Annotated in this window: 16 protein-coding genes; 7 read left to right on the forward strand and 9 right to left on the reverse strand. The window is 58.2% G+C overall.

Annotated features, from left to right (window positions below; all coding sequences use genetic code 11):
• Positions 1 to 30 precede the first annotated feature (30 nt).
• Together AP059_RS20265 and AP059_RS20270 are read right to left on the reverse strand one after the other, a co-directional pair.
• Positions 31 to 2,958 carry an RHS repeat-associated core domain-containing protein gene (locus tag AP059_RS20265; protein WP_059765736.1) on the reverse strand — a complete coding sequence of 976 codons (2,928 nt, stop codon included), beginning with the start codon at positions 2,956 to 2,958 and terminating at the stop codon, positions 31 to 33.
• A 107-nt stretch (positions 2,959 to 3,065) separates the two neighbouring features.
• A complete protein-coding gene (locus tag AP059_RS20270; protein WP_059765738.1) occupies positions 3,066 to 4,070 on the reverse strand; it encodes an LLM class flavin-dependent oxidoreductase in 1,005 nt (334 codons plus the stop codon).
• Positions 4,071 to 4,286: 216 nt separating this feature from the next.
• Between AP059_RS20270 and AP059_RS20275 the strand changes: the two genes are divergently transcribed.
• Entirely contained in the window at positions 4,287 to 4,718 is a 432-nt protein-coding gene (locus AP059_RS20275; RefSeq protein WP_059765740.1) for an OsmC family protein, read from the forward strand.
• Between the two features lie 158 nt (positions 4,719 to 4,876).
• Positions 4,877 to 5,110, forward strand: coding sequence for a DUF1161 domain-containing protein (locus tag AP059_RS20280; protein ID WP_048363943.1), 234 nt, complete (start codon positions 4,877 to 4,879; stop codon positions 5,108 to 5,110).
• A gap of 3 nt (positions 5,111 to 5,113) precedes the next feature.
• On the opposite strand, the gene AP059_RS20285 is transcribed toward AP059_RS20280, so the two are convergent.
• On the reverse strand, positions 5,114 to 5,530 hold the full coding sequence (locus AP059_RS20285) for a PA0061/PA0062 family lipoprotein (protein ID WP_059765742.1): 417 nt from the start codon (positions 5,528 to 5,530) through the stop codon (positions 5,114 to 5,116).
• A 111-nt stretch (positions 5,531 to 5,641) separates the two neighbouring features.
• On the opposite strand from AP059_RS20285, the gene AP059_RS20290 reads away from it, so the two are divergent.
• Positions 5,642 to 6,703 carry an aminopeptidase gene (locus tag AP059_RS20290; RefSeq protein ID WP_059765744.1) on the forward strand — a complete coding sequence of 354 codons (1,062 nt, stop codon included), beginning with the start codon at positions 5,642 to 5,644 and terminating at the stop codon, positions 6,701 to 6,703.
• Positions 6,704 to 6,707: 4 nt separating this feature from the next.
• Here AP059_RS20290 and AP059_RS20295 read toward each other — a convergent pair whose 3' ends face one another.
• Complete coding sequence (locus AP059_RS20295) at positions 6,708 to 7,349, reverse strand: dual specificity protein phosphatase family protein (protein ID WP_059765746.1); 642 nt, start codon at positions 7,347 to 7,349, stop codon at positions 6,708 to 6,710.
• Between the two features lie 300 nt (positions 7,350 to 7,649).
• Between AP059_RS20295 and AP059_RS20300 the strand changes: the two genes are divergently transcribed.
• From AP059_RS20300 to AP059_RS20310, 3 genes are read left to right on the forward strand one after another with little or no spacing between them, the layout of a single operon-like run.
• Positions 7,650 to 8,396: a gluconate 2-dehydrogenase subunit 3 family protein gene (locus AP059_RS20300; RefSeq protein WP_059765749.1), complete on the forward strand. Its 747-nt coding sequence runs from the start codon at positions 7,650 to 7,652 to the stop codon at positions 8,394 to 8,396.
• A gap of 2 nt (positions 8,397 to 8,398) precedes the next feature.
• Positions 8,399 to 10,183: a GMC family oxidoreductase gene (locus AP059_RS20305; protein WP_059765751.1), complete on the forward strand. Its 1,785-nt coding sequence runs from the start codon at positions 8,399 to 8,401 to the stop codon at positions 10,181 to 10,183.
• Positions 10,184 to 10,195: 12 nt separating this feature from the next.
• Positions 10,196 to 11,455 (forward strand): c-type cytochrome, encoded by a 1,260-nt coding sequence (locus AP059_RS20310; RefSeq protein ID WP_059765754.1) that lies wholly within the window; start codon positions 10,196 to 10,198, stop codon positions 11,453 to 11,455.
• Between the two features lie 38 nt (positions 11,456 to 11,493).
• Here the strand turns inward: AP059_RS20310 and AP059_RS20315 are convergent, their stop codons facing one another.
• The 4 genes from AP059_RS20315 to AP059_RS20330 all read right to left on the reverse strand — a co-directional run bounded on the left by AP059_RS20315 (position 11,494) and on the right by AP059_RS20330 (position 17,614).
• Positions 11,494 to 12,234, reverse strand: coding sequence for an SDR family oxidoreductase (locus AP059_RS20315; protein ID WP_059765756.1), 741 nt, complete (start codon positions 12,232 to 12,234; stop codon positions 11,494 to 11,496).
• A 165-nt stretch (positions 12,235 to 12,399) separates the two neighbouring features.
• Positions 12,400 to 15,462, reverse strand: a complete 3,063-nt coding sequence (locus tag AP059_RS20320; protein WP_059765758.1) for an efflux RND transporter permease subunit — start codon at positions 15,460 to 15,462, stop codon at positions 12,400 to 12,402.
• Complete coding sequence (locus AP059_RS20325) at positions 15,459 to 16,526, reverse strand: efflux RND transporter periplasmic adaptor subunit (RefSeq protein ID WP_059765760.1); 1,068 nt, start codon at positions 16,524 to 16,526, stop codon at positions 15,459 to 15,461. The genes AP059_RS20320 and AP059_RS20325 overlap by 4 nt, the downstream gene beginning before the upstream one ends.
• Positions 16,523 to 17,614: an efflux RND transporter periplasmic adaptor subunit gene (locus tag AP059_RS20330; RefSeq protein ID WP_059765762.1), complete on the reverse strand. Its 1,092-nt coding sequence runs from the start codon at positions 17,612 to 17,614 to the stop codon at positions 16,523 to 16,525. Before AP059_RS20330 ends, AP059_RS20325 begins: the two co-directional genes overlap by 4 nt.
• 186 nt (positions 17,615 to 17,800) lie before the next feature.
• Between AP059_RS20330 and AP059_RS20335 the strand changes: the two genes are divergently transcribed.
• Entirely contained in the window at positions 17,801 to 18,964 is a 1,164-nt protein-coding gene (locus AP059_RS20335) for an AAA family ATPase (protein ID WP_059765764.1), read from the forward strand.
• A 51-nt stretch (positions 18,965 to 19,015) separates the two neighbouring features.
• Here the strand turns inward: AP059_RS20335 and AP059_RS20340 are convergent, their stop codons facing one another.
• Positions 19,016 to 19,798: a MetQ/NlpA family ABC transporter substrate-binding protein gene (locus AP059_RS20340; RefSeq protein ID WP_059765767.1), complete on the reverse strand. Its 783-nt coding sequence runs from the start codon at positions 19,796 to 19,798 to the stop codon at positions 19,016 to 19,018.
• Positions 19,799 to 19,824 lie beyond the last annotated feature (26 nt).

The raw sequence follows: 19,824 nt of genomic DNA on the forward strand, positions 1-19,824 counted from the left end.
CAGAGGTTTTCCTGCTGATTGTGGTGAGGGCTAAGACCTGAAATGCCCCCTGGGGTCGGTCATGAAGGCCAGGTTTTTACGCTGTGCTTTAGGAACGCTGACTTCTTGCAATACAAAGTGGGTCGCACTCGGGACGAGCGTCCTTACAAGCATTTCAGACAGCCCGGCGGGCCTGATGGTGAAGGTTGTCTTCAGCGCAAATACCCGCTCGGCTTCATCCACCGGTGCGTTCACAACCATCGCACTCGTCCCCTTTACTGTCAGCATGACGGGGTGCAACGGCCCTTGGCGCGAGTCATAGGTGCCCAGGGCAAACGATCGGGCCACGCTGATTTTGTCGCTGACGGACAAAAACTGCTCAGTGCGCAGGGTTTTGCCTTCACGGGCCTGAGCGGTCAAAGCTTTCAAGCCCATATCGCTCACTCTGTGGCCTCGATAAGTGGTCGCCTGCCCTTCGGGATTACTTTTTATCAACCTGTTGAACAAGCTGACCGCTGCCGCCGGGGGGAGACTCAAAGCATCGCTCATACCCGAGCGCTCCGGGTCATAGGCTGACCAATCATCAGGCCGCATTTTTTCATACTTGCTTACAATCTCATGCGATCCCAACTGCATCTCCGGCTCGGGATTAATCGCAGGGTTGGTCAGCCAGCGAGCGGTTTCGTTGAAGTAGCTGGACGACGCAATATAAATATCGCTCAGCCCCTCCATGATATTGGCCGGTCGGGTGGCGCGAATATTTAAAGACGTGTTGTACATTTTAATGTCTTCGTAGCTATAGCCTTGAGCCAGCACCGCATCGAGGACCTGCGCATGTGGCCCGGTGTATGCCGTGTATCGGTGATCAAATGCGTCCAGGGTTTGTAGATAGGTGCCGGGGAAGCTGTCTCGCAAGAAACGGTCCAGCGCTTGAACGCGCTCGGGCCTGGTGTCCGCAAAAGCACCATTCAAACCGAAATTATCGGTTTGGGAGACTGGATTATTGGACACCATGGCGTACACGTTGAGCCCTTCTATATCTCCCGCGGGGTCTGGGCTGACCCAACGTTGCAACCACGGGGCGTAATACCTGAAACCGTAGTAATACAGCCCGCTGGCATCGCGCTCCTTACCTGCATACCGGATCGTTTTGTACGCGGCCTCAGCCTTGTTTTTGGCCGCCCACCACGCGGTGGCACCAAAGGGGTAATAACTCTCCTGGCTCAGTAATTGCGCCTGACCATTGAGTTCCAGAGTGCTGCTGCCCACCTGATCCGTCAGGCTAAAGCGCTGCTGATGATCGGGAATGGCCTGCTCACGATGCTGGTCCCACTGCAACACCCTCACTGAGCACCGCCCTGCCTGAGCGGTAATGACATTCAATTGCTCACCCGTCGCGGTGTCATGGCGCACTTGCAGGCCAGGCAAGTAAAGCACTTGCTGCGTGTGGGAGCGCTGACCGGCCAGGGTTGTACGCACCTTGCGGGCACGCTGCCCGGCTGCGTCATACCCGTAGACTTCTTCGTCGTCACGGCCGTGGTCGCGGCGCACGAGCGTGACCCTGGCCAATTGATTGGCAACTGTCCAATGCATCGTTTGCCCGGCCAGCAACGCGTGCTGGTTGCCATTCAAATCAAACCCGCTGCCCAACCCCGGATTAACTGGCGTGTGTGCAGGATCGATATTGAGCAGCCCATGATTGCTGCCCGCGGCCACTTCCAGGGTGCGGCTATAGCCTTGCCCCGAACTCACTTGATGCTGCAAGTGCGTCAAGTTCCCGGCCTCGTCATAGCGGTAGTTTTGCGTATAACGACGCCACACGCTGTCGTCCGTTGCGCCAAAGCCCACATATGGCGCTAGCGCAGGGCCGGCCCCGTTATGCGCGTTTTCTCGACCCGTGGCGCGGATCAGTTGATACAGCGAGTCATACACATAGGTGCTGTCAGGACTGACTTGCGTGTTGCTCGACCAGCGCACCGGTTGGGCGTCGTCGCTGATGTGCGTGATATTACCGACGTGATCGTATTCATAAGCCAGCGCTTGCAACGGCGCATGCGACTGACCCGCACGGTATGCCACCAAACGCTCCAGACGCTCATCGAACGCACAATAGTGTGCAACCGTCATCACGTTGTTGCCCGCGCGCTCCGACTGGACCCGACCGCTGGCGTTACACACACGTTGATCGAGCAACACTTGGCGCACACCGTCTTTGAGGGTCAGGGCACTCTCACGCACCAACCCGTCAATGCCGTAAACGGTGTGCTGGCAATGGCCCTTGGCATCGATTTGCGCCACCACGTCACCCAACGCATTGTATTGCCACGTCGTGGTGAAGCGCTGTGCGTGCAGGGCCTCATCGCGTTCAAACACTGAGAGCGGCCAGTCCACAGGGTCTAGGGCGCGACGAAATGTGCGCTGCTCGCTCAACAGCGACCCCATGAACGCATAGTGGTCGTAGTGCAAGGTGCCGCACGCGTCATCGTGACGGATCAAACGGCCACAACGGTTGGCGGCCAGGTCCTGGGCGGTACTGCCTGCATAAGACAGTGCCTCGACACAACGCTCCCGCGCTTCGTGTGCGCCGTGTTCAAAGGTCGACGTTAGCCTTAACGCTTGATCGAACTCATAACGTTGCCGCCCGCCACGCGAGTCCCAACGCGTCAGCACATGCCCCGCCGCCCCACGTAAAAACCAGCGCCGACCCGCATCGACACTGCGGGTGAGTAGCAGGTGCCCGCCGAGGCTGAAATGGCTGCCTTGATTTGCGCGGGTGTGTGGTTCGCGCTGGCGTAAGCGATGCAAGCGCGGGTCCCACTGTTCGAGCAGAAACCCGCTGCTCCCATACACCTGACAGCTGACACGCGCTTGGATCTGATCTTCAGATGAGAGTCGGTGATACGCCACGCTGCGAACGTTCAACCCGCGAGGGTCAAAGGCCGCCAGAGCCGGCGTGTGATGGTGCAGGGAAGAAGGCATGCTCATGACCAGAGGAGAACAAGGTCATGCCAGCCTGACGACCCCGAGGGGTCATCAGGTGGTAAATAGTTATCGCTTGAAGGACGAGCTATAAAAACCAGCCGCGTTTAACCCTGCTTCATGACCTGCGCCAGCAATTCATAAGAATGAATGCGGTCGGCGTGCTCATAGAGATCAGAGGTAAAAATCAGTTCATCCGCTCCCGTCTGCTCAATCAGAACGGCCAGTTTGGCGCGGATTTTTTCAGGGCTACCGACCATGGCCAAACCGAGAAAACTCATCACCGCGTCTTTCTCATGGGGCAGCCATAGGCCGTCCATCGTATCGACGGGCGCACGCTGCACCAGACTTTGCCCACGCATCAACGCCAGAATGCGCTGATACACCGACGTCGCCAGATACTGCGCCTGCTCATCCGTGTCAGCGGCCACTAAGGGTACGCCGAGCATCACGTAGGGTTTATCGAGTACGGCTGAAGGTTTGAAGTGATTGCGGTAAACGCGGATAGCCTCGTGCATCAGGCGGGGCGCGAAATGTGAGGCGAACGCGTAAGGCAAGCCGCGCTCACCTGCCAGTTGCGCACTGAACAAACTGGAACCGAGCAACCAGACCGGCACATTGGTCCCAGTGCCAGGCATGGCAATCACGCGCTGATCCGGGGTGCGGGGGCCTAAATAACGCACCAGCTCGGCCACATCTTCGGGGAAGTCATCGGCGCTTCCCGACCGTTCCCGGCGCAGTGCGCGCGCCGTCATTTGGTCGGAACCCGGCGCACGCCCCAGACCGAGGTCGATTCTGCCCGGATAGAGACTTTCAAGGGTGCCAAATTGTTCAGCAATGACCAGCGGCGCATGGTTGGGCAGCATGACGCCGCCCGACCCAACACGAATGGTCGACGTACCGCCCGCCAGATAGCCAATCAGCACCGAAGTGGCCGAGCTGGCGATGCCGTCCATGTTGTGGTGTTCAGCCACCCAAAAACGGTTGTAGCCGAACTTTTCAACATGCTGCGCCAGATCCAGCGAATTGCGCAGCGCTTGCGCAGGGCTGCCACCTTCACGCACAGGCACCAGGTCAAGGGTCGAGAATTTGATGTCGGACAGGGTTGTCATCAGCCAGCTACTCCTAGTGGGACGCAGGCCAAGACGCTCGCCAAAACCTGCCAGTGTTCTTTGCAATATGGGCATATACCCGAGTTTCAATAGCAACCTATGAAATGAGCTACTAAAAAAGACGATTGGTCTGACAGGATGAACTTTGTGCCGCCGACTAACCTCACAACTCTACATAAGGCGTGAAACCTTCACGCCGCTCTTCAGGAGGCACGCATGAGTATTAAAAAGACAGCATCGGCTCATTGGGCAGGCGATCTTAAAACCGGCATCGGCTCCATCTCCACTGAAACCGGCGTATTGCGTGACGCGCCCTACGGCTTCAAGGCCCGATTTGAAGGCGGCAAAGGCACCAACCCGGAGGAACTGATCGGCGCCGCCCATGCCGGCTGTTTCTCGATGGCTTTGTCAATGATTCTTGGCGATGCCGGCCTCACAGCCGACAGCATCGACACCACGGCCGAAGTCACACTGGATCAAGTCGAGGGTGGGTTTGCCATCACTGCCGTGCATTTGGTGCTCAAAGCCAAAGTGCCGGGCGCCACCCAGGAAAAATTCGCCGAATTGACCACCAAGGCTAAAGAAGGCTGCCCGGTGTCGAAGGTTCTCAACGCAAAAATCACCCTCGACGCAACCTTGCTGAGCTGATTGGACATGGCGCCATCGGCCCGCCTGCTAGGGTACGGGCCGATGACGACATGGCTTGCGATGCCTTGGATCAGTCATAGATGTTGCCAAATGTGATCGAATGAGCCGCATTGGCGTCAACCTATGACGTTGCATTTTGCTATCAAGGGAGTCTCACCATGAAACGTATTGCTCTGGCTGTCATCTGTAGCGCCTTGGCCACTTCCGTATGGGCAGCACCCAAGCCTTGCGAAGAATTGAAAGCGGAGATCGAGGCCAAGATCCAGGCCAACAATGTGCCCTCTTACACGCTTGAAATCGTGAGCAATGAAGAGGTCCACGATCAGAACATGGTGGTCGGGACCTGCGAAAACGGCACCAAAAAAATTATCTACCAAAAGAACGACAATTGATCGCTACGGCAAGCAGTTGACCAGCCGCTCTTGTGCCAACACCTTGCCCTCGGCGCTGTAGAGCCGGGCGTAGGAGTTGAACCCCAAAGAGCGCGCTTGCAAACGGTAGCGCTGGCCAGGCTGGAAGTCGGCGTAATTGAGCGTGATGTAGCACAGCCGTTCTTGTGGGTTACTGAACTGGCTCATCCCCCCGATAAACACCTCGTAATCAAAGCGCACCATCAGCTCATGGCTACCTGGTGAAACCTGAAAATAGCGGCCGTCGGTCATGCGTTGATGATCCAGGCGTTCAGCCATCACCAGCCTGCCGGTTTGCGTTTCGAGGTCAACCCACGCCAGGCTCGGGTCCGGCTTGGGCAGTGGCGTACTGACACACGCACTCAGCAGACAAGCCATCCCCAGCAACAAATACGTGCGCATAGTCATTTTCCATAAGGGATTGAAGTGCCAGCATAGCGCCGATCCGCAATGCTGTGGCGTGCAGCCCTGCTCAGGCGCTAGGCTTGCGGCAGTCTTCTTCTGGATTGTTGTATGACACCACTTGCTCGCCGTGCGCTGACCCTCGTTGCACTGGCCTTACTCAATGGCTGCTCCAGCCTGGGCTACTACTCGCAACTGGCCAGCGGCCAACTGCACGTTTTGCAGGCCCGCGAACCGGTGGCCAAGGTGATCGCAGACCCGCAACGCCCTGCGGCCCTGCGTCAGCAACTGGTCAAAGCCCAGGCAGCGCGCACCTTTGCCAGTCAACACTTGCACCTGCCAGACAACCCGAGCTATCGCGTGTACGCCGACCTCAAACGGCCCTATGTGGTGTGGAACGTGTTCGCCACGCCGCCGTTTTCACTCAACCCCGTGACCCATTGCTTCCCGATTGCCGGGTGCGTGGCCTACCGTGGTTATTACTCCGTGGGCGGCGCGCGGGGAGAAGCCGCCCTGCAAAACCAACAAGGCATGGACGTATTTGTGGGGGGCGTTGAAGCGTACTCAACGCTGGGCTGGTTTGATGACCCCATCCTCAACACCATGCTCAGTTGGGGCGATGAGCGCCTTGCCAGCGTGATATTTCACGAACTGGCGCACCAGCGTTTTTATGTCAAAGACGACACTGAATTCAACGAGTCCTTCGCCACCTTCGTCGAGCAAGAGGGCACCCGCCAATGGCGTGCCCGGCAAGGCTTACCTTCGCCAGATATGCGCGCAGTGCAGCAACGTGATCAATTCATTGGCCTGGTGCTGCAAACCCGACAACGTTTGCAGCAGCTTTACGCTCAGCCATTAACAGCCCCGCAGATGCGCCAACGTAAAGCTGAAGAATTTGAGCGAATGCGCGAAGCCTACCGTCAGTTACGTGATCAGCAGTGGGGGGGTAACACGCGCTTTGACGCGTGGGTCTATGCCCCTATGAATAACGCCAAGTTGCTGCCTTTCGGCCTCTACGACCAGTGGGTGTCAGGCTTCGCAGCCTTGTTTAAAAACAGTGATGGCGACTGGCAAACGTTTTATCACGCGGTTGAACAGCTGGCGAAACTGCCCGCTGAGCAGCGTAAAGCCACGTTGCGCCAGCTGGCAGCCGCCCAATCTGCAACGTCCTGAAGCCTCACGCCTTGCCCGGCTTTAACCAATTCATGACCACGCACGAAGCAAACGGGCTGGTGCTGCAAGCACCACTGCTCAAAGCAGAACGCAGTTGGGGAATGTCGGCGCTCATCATGTAGTTGGCCCCGTCCTTGTAATGCGAGTTGTCTCCAAAGCCGCCTTGCGTCATTTCTTTGAGAGCGTCTTCCTTGCTCCAGTCCTGCACCACCACCCGGTACATCGCCGACATCAAACCTGTGCGGTCAGCGCCATGCTTGCAGTGCATCAACACCGGGCCCTGTGCCTGGGCCGTTTGAATCGCCCGTAAAGCCGCCAACACGTCTTGGTCGTCCACATGGTTGGTGCGATAAGGCAACTGCACTTGATTGACGCCGGGGGTTTTCAACCAGGTGCTATCAGCCTCGGGCAAGAAATTGATCACGGTCGCAATCTGCAACGTTTCCAGCAGGGGCTGGGCAGCGCTGTCGGGCAATGCGCTGCGGTACAGCGTGGGAGACATTTGATACAGGTTGTACTGCGTGGCAACGGGTTGCGCCCATTGTTGCGGCCGTAGCACCGGACTTTCATCCGCCTGAGCCTGTGGCTGTGCTCCAAGCACCAGGAAGGTCAGGCACAACGCAGGGAAAATCCGTTTTTTCGCCATATCAGTTCGACCGTTTTTATAGGGATCAGGGAAAGTACGGCGATCGTGCGTTAAACCGGATAAAAACTCTGTGAGCCATTTGTCAAAAAAACGTCATGACGCAAACACTTAAAATCAATTGGCCATGGGTGCGGCAAAATTACGCACGAAACGGTTCATCAAGGCGAATGGCCTGTTAGAATTTGTAACCAATTTTTGCCTGCGTGTTTTTTTTAGGTTGTTTTCGACCCCGTACCGCCTGCCAAAACGAGAAGCTGCCCATGAGCAGCTGTAATCCGTGACTGCCTGATGAGGTGCCTCATGTCTGAGCAAGACAACCCGCGGCGTGAGTTTCTGCGCAAAACCCTGACCCTGATTCCTGTTGTAACGGTGGCCAGCACCAGCCTTGGCGGCTCTGTGCTCATGGCCACCGCCAACGCTGACGCACAGACCGCTTCGCCGGCTGAGGGCCGCACGCCGGCGCCCGGCAAAGCCTATGAACCGACATATTTCACCGCTGAAGAATGGGCGTTTGTGAATGCTGCCGTGGCGCGTTTGATCCCGGCCGACGAACAAGGCCCCGGTGCTCTGGAAGCAGGCGTGCCGGAATACATCGACCGCCAAATGAATACACCTTATGCCAGCGGCGCGCTGTGGTTCATGCAAGGCCCGTTCAATGCTGACGCCCCTGCCGAGATGGGCTGGCAGAGCAAATTGGTGCCCAACCAGATTTATCGCCTGGGCATTGCCGCTACGGATGAGCACTGCAAAAAGGTACATGGTTCAGTATTTGCTGGCCTAGACAGCGCTACCCGAGACGAAGTACTCAAACAGCTGGAAGCAGGCGCCCCGCAATTCGAGAGTGTCCCGGCCAAGATGTTCTTCAGCTTTTTGCTGCAAAACACCAAAGAAGGCTTTTTCTGCGACCCGATTCACGGGGGCAACAAAGGCATGGTCGGCTGGACCTTGATCGGCTTTCCCGGCGCGCGCGCTGATTTCATGGACTGGGTTGAACGCAACGAACCGTACCCCTTCCCGGCAGTCTCCATTCGCGGCGAGAGGGCTTGAGCATGACCACCGTAATGAAAAAAGTTGATGCAGTTATCGTCGGTTTCGGCTGGACCGGCGCGATCATGGCCAAAGAGCTGACCGAAGCAGGACTGAACGTTGTCGCCCTTGAACGCGGCCCGATGCAGGACACTTACCCGGATGGCAACTACCCGCAAGTAATCGACGAACTCACTTACAGCGTTCGCAAAAAACTCTTTCAAGACGTATCGAAAGAAACTGTCACCATCCGCCACAGCGTGAATGACGTCGCTTTGCCTAATCGCCAGTTGGGTGCCTTCCTCCCCGGCAACGGTGTGGGTGGGGCGGGTTTGCATTGGTCGGGGGTGCACTTTCGTGTCGACCCGATTGAGTTGCGCATGCGCAGCCATTACGAAGAGCGTTACGGCAAACACTTTATCCCCAAGGACATGACCATCCAGGACTTCGGCGTGAGCTATGAAGAGCTGGAGCCGTTCTTCGATTACGCCGAAAAAGTGTTTGGCACCTCGGGTCAGGCATGGACGGTAAACGGTCAATTGGTCGGCGAAGGCAAAGGCGGCAACCCGTATGCGCCGGATCGCTCGCATCATTTCCCGCTGGAGTCGCAGAAAAACACCGTTTCTGCACAGCTGTTTCAGAAGGCCGCCAACGAGGTGGGCTACAAGCCCTACAATCTGCCTTCAGCCAACACTTCCGGGCCGTATACCAACCCCTACGGCGCGCAGATGGGGCCGTGCAACTTCTGTGGTTTTTGCAGCGGCTACGTCTGCTACATGTATTCCAAAGCATCGCCCAACGTAAACATCCTGCCTGCGCTCAAGCAGGTGCCTAATTTTGAGCTGCGCCCCAATGCCCACGTGATTCGCGTGAACCTGGACAGCACCAAGACCAAAGCCACGGGCGTGACGTACATCGACGCATTGGGCCGCGAAATCGAGCAGCCTGCCGACCTGGTGATTTTGGGTGCGTTCCAGTTCCATAACGTGCGTTTGATGCTGCTCTCCGGGATCGGCAAACCCTACGACCCGATTACCAATGAAGGGGTGGTGGGCCGTAACTTTGCCTACCAGAACATGGGCACGATCAAGGCGTACTTCGACAAAGACGTGCACACCAACAACTTCATCGGCGCTGGCGGTAATGGCGTGGCCATCGATGACTTCAACGCCGATAACTTCGATCACGGCCCCCACGGTTTTGTGGGCGGCTCGCCGATGTGGGTCAACCAGGCAGGTAGCCGCCCGATTGCGGGTACGTCCAACCCGCCCGGCACCCCGGCGTGGGGCAGCGCCTGGAAAAAGGCCACCGCCGATTACTACACGCATCAGGTATCAATGGACGCTCACGGTGCGCATCAGTCTTACCGTGGTAACTACCTTGATCTCGATCCGGTTTACCGCGACGCCTACGGCCAGCCACTGCTGCGCATGACGTTCGACTGGCAAGAAAACGACATCAAAATGAACCGTTTCATGATGGAAAAGATGGGCAAGATCGCCGAAGCGATGAACCCGAAAGCCATCGCCTTGATCGGTAAAAAAGTCGGTGACCATTTCAACACGGCGTCCTACCAGACCACTCACCTCAACGGTGGCGCAATCATGGGCACCGACCCCAAAACCAGTGCCCTGAACCGCTACTTGCAGAGTTGGGATGTGCATAACGTGTTTGTGCCAGGCGCCTCGGCGTTCCCACAAGGTTTGGGCTACAACCCGACAGGTTTGGTAGCTGCATTGACGTACTGGTCAGCCCGGGCGATTCGTGAGCAGTACCTGAAAAACCCCGGCCCACTGGTTCAGGCATAAGGAGCGATGACCATGAAAACATTTGTTATCGCGATCTTGGCCCTGTTGGGCAGCACTGCGGCAATGGCCGCCCAAGACAGCTCGCATGCACTGATCCAGCAAGGTGAATACCTGGCGCGCGCCGGTGACTGCGTGGCCTGCCACACCGCAAAGGGGGGCAAGCCATTCGCCGGAGGCCTGGCGATGGAAACCCCGATTGGCCTTATTTACTCGACTAACATCACGCCCGATAAAAGCGGTATCGGCGAGTACAGCTTTGAAGACTTCGACAAAGCCGTGCGTCATGGCATCGCTAAAAACGGCAGCACGTTGTACCCGGCGATGCCTTATCCGTCCTACGCGCGGGTCAATCAGGCTGACATGCAAGCGCTGTATGCCTACTTCATGAACGGGGTTAAACCCGTCGCGCAAGAGAATCAGGCCGTGGATATTCCTTGGCCGATGAGCATGCGCTGGCCGCTGGCCATGTGGCGCTGGATGTTTGCGCCTGCGGTTGAAGATTTCACACCCGTGGCCCAGCAAGACCCTGTGGTCAGCCGCGGTGCGTATCTGGTGGAGGGACTTGGCCACTGCGGCGCATGCCACACGCCACGCGCACTGACTATGCAGGAAAAAGCCCTGAGCGCTACCGATGGCAGCACCTTCCTGTCTGGCAGTGCCCCCCTGGAAAGCTGGATCGCGAAGAACCTGCGCGGCGATCATAAAGATGGCCTGGGCAGTTGGAACGAAGCGCAACTGGTGCAGTTCCTGAAAACCGGTCGCAGTGATCGCAGTGCAGTTTTCGGCGGCATGAGTGACGTGATCGTGCACAGCATGCAGTACATGTCTGAAGCTGACTTGACCGCTATCGCACGCTACTTGAAGTCATTGCCTGCTGTTGACTCAGCTGACAAGCCGCATCAGTACGATCCGGCCGTGGCAGATGCCTTGTGGAACGGTGACGACAGCAAACGCGGCGCAGCGGTGTATATCGATAACTGTGCGGCGTGCCATCGCACTGACGGTAACGGCTACACCCGTGTATTCCCGGCCTTGGCCGGCAATCCTGTGTTGCAGTCTGAAGACCCGACCTCCTTGATTCATATCGTGCTCAAGGGCGCAACATTACCGGCAACGCACACGGCGCCTTCGACCTTCACCATGCCGGCTTTTGACTGGCGCTTGTCAGATCAGGAAGTGGCGGATGTGGTGAATTTCATTCGCACCAGTTGGGGCAACCAGGCGGGTGAAGTCAAGGCGACGGATGTGAAGGGTTTACGCTCGGACAAGTGACGCGCAAACCCTGACCCCCTTCGCTACCCGCTGACTGCTTAGACCAACCCGCCATTCGCTCGCAGCACTTGCCCGTTGACCCAGTCAGCGGCAGTGCTGACCAGAAACGAGACGATGCGGGCGATGTCTTGCGGCTGGCCCAAGCGCTCCAGCGGCGGCATTTTAGCGAATGCCTGGATTTGCTCCTCGGTCTTGCCCTGCAAGAACAGCTGCGTGGCCACTGGTCCCGGTGCAATGGCGTTGACCGTGATCTGCCGTCCGCGCAGCTCTTTGGCAAACACCTGGGTCAGTGATTCGACGGCAGCCTTGCTCGCGATGTACACCGCATAACCCGGCAGGTTCATGCCCACGGTGCTGCTCGAAAAATTCACAATGCGTCCCCCGCTGTTCAGCCGCGTAGCCGCCTCACGCAGGGTATTAAACGTGCCTTTGGTGTTGATATTGAAAGTCTGGTCGTACAGCTCGTCGCTGTGTTGTGCCAACGGCATCACGGTGAGCATGCCCGCGTTGTTGATCAGCACATCCACCTTGCCCAGTTGCTGCTCGGTTTCAGTGAACAGGCGCGCCACGTCAGCGGCGTTGGCGACGTCTGCCTGCACAGCCATCGCTTTATGCCCGGCCTGGCGCAACTCAACCACCAGCGCAGACGCTTCGCGGGCGCTGCTGGCGTAGTTGATGGCGACGGCAAACCCTTCGCTGGCCAGTTGCCTGGCAATGACGGCACCGATGCCGCGCGAGGCGCCGGTGATGATGGCAACGCGCGTGTGTGTAGTGGTCATGGCAACACTCCAGAGTGGAAAAGGTGTGCTGCTAGATTCACAGATCGGTCGGCGCGGATAAAGCCTCATAAAGTGATACCAGTATTCTGAAATTCTAAACAATCCAGTGGTGTAGCCGTGCTTGCTCGCGACAAATCCTCGCAAGCAAGCAGGCGCGGGCACAGATTATTTAGCCACCGGGCTTGGCTCCTTCGATTCTTTGATTTTGTACCAGGCCACATACAGCGCAGGCAGGAACAGCAACGTCAGCAAGGTTGCCGATATGATGCCGCCGATCATGGCGTAGGCCATCGGCCCCCAAAATACTTCGCGCGCGATAGGGATCATGCCCAGACTGGCAGCGGCTGCCGTGAGCAAGATCGGCCTGCGACGGTGCTCGGTGGCCTGTACCACGGCATGCCAAGGGTCGTAGCCATCGCGTTCGAACTGATCGATTTGGGTGACCAGGATCACCGAGTTACGAATGATGATGCCCACCAGCGCCAGGATTCCCAGGATGGCCACAAAGCCCATCGGCGTGCCGGTTGGCACCAGCGCCAACACCACGCCGATCAGGCCCAGCGGCGCCACACTGGCCACCAAAAACATCTTCTGCACGCTCTGCAACTGGATCATCAAGAAGGTCGCCATCAAAAACAGCATCAACGGCACCACTCTGGCGATCGGGCCTTGTGCCTTGGCGCTTTCCTCCACCGTACCGCCGGTTTGCAGCGTATATCCGTGCGGCAAGTTGGCCGCGAACTTCTCGATCTCGGGTTTGAGATCCGCGACCAGATCGGTGGGTTGCAGGCTGCCGCGCACCGAAGCTTTGAGTGTCAGGGTCGGAATGCGGTCACGGCTCCAGATCAACGGTTGCTCCAGTTCGTAGCGCACTGACGCAAAAGCCAACAATGGGATGGAGGTCCCGCTCGGGGTGGTGATTTGCAGGTTGAGCAAGGTTTCAGGGCTGCCGCGTTCGCTGCCCACCGCCCGGCCCACGATGTTGATCAGGTAGATGTTGTCTTTGACCTGGCTGACGGCCGCACCCGTGACAATGCTGTTCATCACGTGAGCCACATCTTCGGACGACAAACCGTATTGGCGTGCTTTGTCTTGCGCGATATCGATGCGCAACACTTTGCCCGGTTCGTTCCAGTTGAAGTTGATTTCACCGACATTTGGATTGGCGTCCAGCACCGTGGCCAGATCAATCGCCTGCTTGCGCACTTGGTCAATGTTGGGGCCGCTGACGCGGTATTGCAGCGGTTGCCCCACCGGCGGTCCCAGCTCAAGGGTATGCACGAAGGTGCCCACACCGACAAAGTCATCACGCAGGCGTTTGTTCAAGCGCTCCATCAAGGCATCGCGATTTTCCAGGCCGGTGCTGACGATGACCAACTGTGCAAAGAACGGGTTTTGCAGTTGTTGGTCCAGCGGCAAGTAAAAGCGAATGGCCCCTTCGCCGATGTAACTGCTCCAACGCACGATGTCCGGGTCGCCCTTGAGGGTTTGCTCGAACCGTTGGGTGACTTTTAAGGTTTCCTCGATGGATGCGTTTTGTGGCAGGTTCAAATCCACCAGAATTTCGGGGCGGTCCGAGGACGGAAAGAACTGGTTTTGCACCAGTCCCAAGCCAAACACCGAGAGCACAAACATCAGTACCGTGGCACCAATGGTCATCCAGCGATGACGCATGCACCACAGCAAACCGGTGTCGAAGGCATGGGCCAGTCGTCCCGGTTTTTCTGGTTTGGGTTTGACCTTGGTGCTCAGGATATGCACGCCCAGCACCGGCGCAAACAGCACGGCCACCACCCACGACACCAACATCGCCACGGCAATCACTGCGAACAGGGTGAAGGTGTATTCCCCCGCCGAGCTGTTGTTGAGGCCGATGGGGACGAAGCCTGCGACGGTCACCAGGGTGCCGGTGAGCATGGGGAAGGCCGTGGAATGGTAAGCGAATGTCGCTGCCTCCTCTTTGCTTTCGCCCATTTCGAGTCGTGTGATCATGACCTCCACCGTGATCATGGCGTCATCCACCAATAACCCCAGCGCGATGATCAGCGCACCCAGCGACACGCGCTGCATGGCGATACCCGCAAACTCCATGAACACAAACACCAGCGCCAGCACCAGCGGGATCGAGATGGCGACGACCAGACCCGCGCGCAAGCCGAGGCTGATGAAACTCACCCCCAGCACGATGATGACCGCTTCAAACAGCGCGCTGGTGAAGCCACCCACGGCCACTTCAACCACCTGCGCCTGATCGGACACCATGTGCACATCCACGCCCACCGGCAGCTCGGCGGTGAGTTCGTCGATGCGTTGATGCAGTTGTTTGCCGAACGCTTGAATGTTGCCGCCATCGTTCATGGCAATCGCCAGACCGATAGCCGGTTTACCGTTGTAATGGAACATGGGTGAGGCCGGGTCGACGTAGCCGCGAGTGATTTCGGCAACATCCGCCAGTCGATAAAAACGGTCGTTGACCCGCAGGTTGACGGCCTCAAGGTCTTCGGTGGTTTGGAACTGGCCCGAGGTGCGCACCGACATGCGCTCCGGCCCCGCTTCGATCACCCCGGCCGGGGTGACGGCGTTTTGCGCTTGCAGGCTTTCGAGCACGTGTTGCTGGTCGAGGCCCAGGGCGGCCAGCTTACGGGTGGAGAAGTTCAGATAGAACGTTTCGTCCTGCTCACCAATGGTCGTCACCTTGCCGCGATTGGGCACGTCACGAATGCCGGTGCGCACATGTTCCACGTAATCGCGCAATTGGCGCATGGTAAAGCCGTCGCCGGTGAAGGCATAGATTGTGCCGTACACGTCTCCGAATTCATCGTCGAACCCCGGGCCTTGAATGCCCTGGGGGAAATCGCCACGAATGTCATCGATCTTCTTGCGAACCTGATACCAGATCTGCGGGATGGCCTTGGCGTTTGTGGTGTCCTTGAGGAACACAAACACCGTGGATTCGCCTGGGCGGGTGTAGCTTTGCACGTAGTCGAGCGAGTCGAGTTCTTCGAGTTTTTTCTCGATGCGGTCGGTGACCTGAAGCCGGGTTTCATCGACCGTGGCACCCGGCCAGCGCGTCTGGATCACCATGGTTTTGATCGCGAAACTCGGGTCTTCGGCACGCCCCAGGTTCATGTACGAAAAAATCCCGGCGAGCACAGACACAAACATCAAATACCAGACAAACGACTGATGCTTCAGGGCCCACTCAGACAGGTTGAACTTCCCATTCATTGCGAGCTTTCCTTATCGAGTCTGACTTTCTGCCCGGGGGTGAGGCTGTTCACGCCGGCAATGACTACTTTGTCGCCTGCCTTGAGGCCACCGCTCAGCAGTGCATTGCGGGTATCGCGACTGAGCACGGTCACATCCTGCGGGCTGACGCTTTGCGTCTGCGTGTCAATGACCCACACGCGGGTTTTGCCATCGACGTCCTGTAACGCGGTGACGGGCAACTCGAAGTGCTCGGCAATCGGGGTGCTCACGGTCACGCTCACGGAGCTGCCCAAACGAAACGCGGGAGGGGTTTGGTCCAGTGTCAGCCGTGTACGACGGGTACGGGTGGCACTGTCGGCTTGCGGGGCGATTTCACGCACGCGAGCTGTGGTTTTGACATTGGGATCAAGCTGCCCCGCGACCTGAAATTCAATGCCTTTGGGCAGCGCCTCGGCCAAAGGACCGGGCAGGTCGATCACCGCTTCCTTGATTTCGGGCCGCGCCAGCGTCACCACCTCTTCGCCGATGCTGACCACTTGGCCTGCTTCGGCTTTCCAGTCGGTAATGACCGCGTCATGGTCGGCGCGCAGGTTGCAGTAACTGAGTTGGTCTTGCGCCTGATTCACCGCAGCGACGGCCTGCTGCATCGAGGCAGCAGTGGTTTTGAGGTCAGCCTGAGCGGTGTCCAGTTGTGCTTGCGCGCCGACACCGCGGTCGAACAGTTCTTGCTGGCGGCGGGCGTTAGCCTGTGCGTTGATCAACTGTGCCTGCACTTTGGCCAAGTCGCCTTGGGCTGCGCGCAATTGGTTTTGCTGATCGGTCGGGTCCAGGTTAGCCAGGATATCCCCCTGTTTAACCACTGCGCCCACGTCGTAGAAGCGGCGCACGATGCGCCCCGGTACGCGGAAGCCCAAGGTGCTCTCGTAGCGGGCTTCGATATTGCCGGCAAAACGCCCAAGGTGCTCTGACCGTTCGGGCTGCACCACCACGTATAAGGCGGGGCGTACCGCTTGCGGGGGTTTTTCTTCAGAGCAGCCGACCAGCAGCGCGGCAGCGAACGGCACTATCCACAAACGCTTCATAGTTGGGCGCCCCCGCTAGGCATAGGCGCAATTTCGACCTGCATGCCGGGGTTGAGCAGTTGCCCGCCTGCGACCACCACGTTCTCTCCGTCCTTGAGGCCTTCACTGATGATCACGCTACCGGTCAGATAACGCCCGACCTTGACCCGCTTCAGGTACACGCTGTTTTTGTCGTCAACCAGCCAGACGGCAGGCTCACTGACGTCTTTGGTCAGTGCCGACCAGGGCAGTTCGATGCTGCGGGTGGTGGCCGGCGTGAGGTTAACGCTCACGATAGCGCCCAGATCCATGCCCTTGGGCAGCGCCTCCAGCTGCACTTTGATTTGCAGCGTGCCGCTTTGCGCTGCCACCGTTGGAGTGATTTCGCGGATCTTGCCGTTGACCTTGATCTGCGGATCACTCAGCAGCGTGACCTGCACCGTCGGGTCTTTGGGGGGTTCGATAAACAATGACTCGTAGACGTTAAACACCGCATCACGAGCACCGTCGCGGGCCAAGGTGAATATCGGCATGGTGGCCTGCACCACTTGCCCGACTTCGGCCTGGCGCGCAGTAATAACGCCCGGCGCTTCGGCTTCGAGGTTGCTGTAACTCAGTTGTTCACGGGCATTGGCCAATTGCGCTTGCGCGGCCGCTAACGCGCTTTGTGCGCTGCGTTGCGCAGCATTGGCCGCGTCGTATTCGCTTTGGCTGGTATAGCCTTTAGGCAGCAATTTTTGCTGACGAATAAACGCGGCACGGGTTTGGACCACTTGCGCCTGCTGGGCATTGACGCTGGCCTGAGCGCTAGCAACCTGGATTTTCAAGTCTTTGGGGTCCAGACGCGCCAACACCTGATTGGCCTGAATGTGATCACCCACATCCACCGAGCGCTCGATGATTTTGCCGCCGACGCGAAATGAAAGTTGGGTTTCGACCCGCGCCTGTATGTCTCCGCTGAGCTGAATGGGCGGGGCAAACTCGCGGGTGCTGACTTGCTGCACATACACCCGTGGCGACAAAGGCTCTTGGGGGGCCTCTTTGCCGCACGCGGTGAGTAGCACCAACAGGCTCATGCCCAATACAACCTGACTTCGTGGACCAGCCATGCAGGCTCCTTTGCGTGATGCTGATTTAGCTGACGATACGACTGACAGCGTAGAACAGGGTTCAGTGTCTGTGGGACTCTGTGTACGAAACATCTGTAGTGATTGCCGAAGGCTGCGATATAAACACACAGCAGCCTCAGGCGGCGACTGGGTCCATAATGTCCGCATGTTTCCAGGAGGTCACCGATGCTTACAACCCTGGCGGTGGCCAACTACCGCTCCATTAATCAGTTGGTCATCCCGCTGGCGCGGCTCAATCTCATCACCGGTCCCAATGGCAGCGGCAAATCCAACCTGTATCGCGCCTTACGGCTGTTGGCTGAAACCGCACAAGGCGGGGTCATCAATGCGCTGGCGCGTGAAGGTGGCCTTGAATCGACCTTTTGGGCAGGCCCCGAAGTCATCTCGCGGCGCATGCAACAAGGGGCCGTGGCGATTGAGCCCAACGTGCGCCAAGAGGTCAAACGGCTGCGGCTGGGATTTACCGGGGAAGATTTCAGCTACGCGATTGCATTGGGGTTGCCCATCCCGCAAATGTCAGCGTTTGCCCTCGACCCGCAAATCAAGCATGAAAGCATTTGGGCTGGCCCGTATTACCGGCCGGCCAGCGAGTTGGTAGAGCGCAAAGGCCCGATGATTCGTGCGCGCGCCGAGCGCGAGTGGCAGGTGCTGGCCCAGCACACGCCGATGTTCGACAGCCTGTTCGATCAGGTCGGCAGCCTGCATGCCTCGCCCGAAGTGCTGCGCCTGCGTGAAACCATTCGCGGCTGGCGTTTTTATGATCACTTTCGCAGCGATCCCGATGCTCCCGTGCGCCAGCCGCAATTGGGCACGCGCACCCCCGTGTTGCATCACGATGGCCGCGACCTGGCCGCCGCACTGCAAACCATCCTTGAAATCGGCGACCCCAGGGCTTTGCATGCGGCCATCAGCGATGCGTTTCCCGGCGCGCGCCTGAACATCGACGTACTGGCGGGCGGGCGGTTTGGCATTCAATTGTTTCAAGAAGGGCTGCTGCGCCCGCTCTCGGCGGCCGAGTTGTCGGACGGCACGTTGCGCTACTTGCTGCTGATTGCCGCCCTGCTCACCCCGCGTCCGCCGACCATGATGGTGCTCAACGAACCCGAAACCAGCCTGCACCCCGACCTGTTACCGGCACTGGCGCGGCTGATTGTTCGTGCCTCGCAACACACGCAAGTGTGGGTGGTGTCCCACGCCCGCCGCTTGATCGCAGCGTTGCAGCAAGACCCGGAATGCAATTGCATCGTGCTGGAAAAAAACCTCGGCCAGACCGAAGTCGTCGGCCAGCGCCTGCTGGATCAACCCGCGTGGTATTGGCCAGACAAATAAAAACGCCGACGCAGTGCAAGCCGTCGGCGTTTACAGTGAAGCAGCGCGGGTTTAGAACGCGGGCAGCACGGCACCTTTGTATTTTTGAGCAATGAACGCTTTTACTTCAGGGCTGGTCAGGGCTTTGGCCAGTTTCTGGATGGCGTCGCTGTCTTTGTTGTCTGGGCGTGCAACCAGGAAGTTCACGTAGGGCGAGTCAGCGCCTTCAATGATCAACGCGTCGGTGGCCGGGTTCAGGCCCGCTTCCAGCGCGTAGTTGGTGTTGATCATGTCCAAATCAACCTGATCCAGAACACGAGGCAGCATGGCGGACTCAAGCTCCTTGAACTTGAAGTTGTGCGGGTTTTTAGCGATGTCCTTGGGTGTGGCGACAGCGTTTTTCGGGTCTTTCAACTCGATCAGGCCGGCCTTTTGCAGCAGGATCAACGCACGGCCGCTGTTGCTGCCCTCGTTCGGGATCGCAATGGTGGCGCCGTCTTTGAGTTCGCTCAAAGATTTAACTTTCTTGGAGTAGCCACCGAACGGTTCAACATGAACGCCAATCACGGTCACCAGATCAGTGCCTTTACCTTCATTGAAGCTTTTGAGGTACGGCAGGGTCTGGAAGTAGTTGGCGTCCAGGCGCTTTTGATCGACTTGCACGTTGGGTTGCACGTAATCAGTGAAGACCTTGATTTCCAGATCCACGCCTTCTTTGGCGAGGGTCGGCTTGATCAGTTCAAGGATTTCAGCATGGGGAACCGGGGTCGCGGCGACCACCAGTTTCTCGTTAGCCTGTGCCAGGCCTGCCGTCAAAGCAGCCGCCAGTGCGGTAAACAACAGAACCTTTTTCATGCAATGCCCCTAGTGCGAGTGACCGT

This window comes from Pseudomonas sp. TAA207, assembly GCF_001529285.1.
Classification (GTDB): domain Bacteria; phylum Pseudomonadota; class Gammaproteobacteria; order Pseudomonadales; family Pseudomonadaceae; genus Aquipseudomonas; species Aquipseudomonas weihenstephanensis.

What these genes read in the sequence shown, in the direction of transcription:
- AP059_RS20270 (WP_059765738.1), bottom strand. Translation starts at nt 4,070, where the DNA reads ATGACAACCCTGTCCGACATCAAATTCTCGACCCTTGACCTGGTGCCT.
- AP059_RS20285 (WP_059765742.1), bottom strand. Translation starts at nt 5,530, where the DNA reads ATGCGCACGTATTTGTTGCTGGGGATGGCTTGTCTGCTGAGTGCGTGT.
- AP059_RS20335 (WP_059765764.1), top strand. Translation starts at nt 17,801, where the DNA reads ATGCTTACAACCCTGGCGGTGGCCAACTACCGCTCCATTAATCAGTTG.
- AP059_RS20290 (WP_059765744.1), top strand. Translation starts at nt 5,642, where the DNA reads ATGACACCACTTGCTCGCCGTGCGCTGACCCTCGTTGCACTGGCCTTA.
- AP059_RS20300 (WP_059765749.1), top strand. Translation starts at nt 7,650, where the DNA reads ATGTCTGAGCAAGACAACCCGCGGCGTGAGTTTCTGCGCAAAACCCTG.
- AP059_RS20340 (WP_059765767.1), bottom strand. Translation starts at nt 19,798, where the DNA reads ATGAAAAAGGTTCTGTTGTTTACCGCACTGGCGGCTGCTTTGACGGCA.
- AP059_RS20330 (WP_059765762.1), bottom strand. Translation starts at nt 17,614, where the DNA reads ATGGCTGGTCCACGAAGTCAGGTTGTATTGGGCATGAGCCTGTTGGTG.
- AP059_RS20280 (WP_048363943.1), top strand. Translation starts at nt 4,877, where the DNA reads ATGAAACGTATTGCTCTGGCTGTCATCTGTAGCGCCTTGGCCACTTCC.
- AP059_RS20320 (WP_059765758.1), bottom strand. Translation starts at nt 15,462, where the DNA reads ATGAATGGGAAGTTCAACCTGTCTGAGTGGGCCCTGAAGCATCAGTCG.
- AP059_RS20310 (WP_059765754.1), top strand. Translation starts at nt 10,196, where the DNA reads ATGAAAACATTTGTTATCGCGATCTTGGCCCTGTTGGGCAGCACTGCG.
- AP059_RS20265 (WP_059765736.1), bottom strand. Translation starts at nt 2,958, where the DNA reads ATGCCTTCTTCCCTGCACCATCACACGCCGGCTCTGGCGGCCTTTGAC.
- AP059_RS20305 (WP_059765751.1), top strand. Translation starts at nt 8,399, where the DNA reads ATGACCACCGTAATGAAAAAAGTTGATGCAGTTATCGTCGGTTTCGGC.
- AP059_RS20315 (WP_059765756.1), bottom strand. Translation starts at nt 12,234, where the DNA reads ATGACCACTACACACACGCGCGTTGCCATCATCACCGGCGCCTCGCGC.
- AP059_RS20295 (WP_059765746.1), bottom strand. Translation starts at nt 7,349, where the DNA reads ATGGCGAAAAAACGGATTTTCCCTGCGTTGTGCCTGACCTTCCTGGTG.
- AP059_RS20275 (WP_059765740.1), top strand. Translation starts at nt 4,287, where the DNA reads ATGAGTATTAAAAAGACAGCATCGGCTCATTGGGCAGGCGATCTTAAA.
- AP059_RS20325 (WP_059765760.1), bottom strand. Translation starts at nt 16,526, where the DNA reads ATGAAGCGTTTGTGGATAGTGCCGTTCGCTGCCGCGCTGCTGGTCGGC.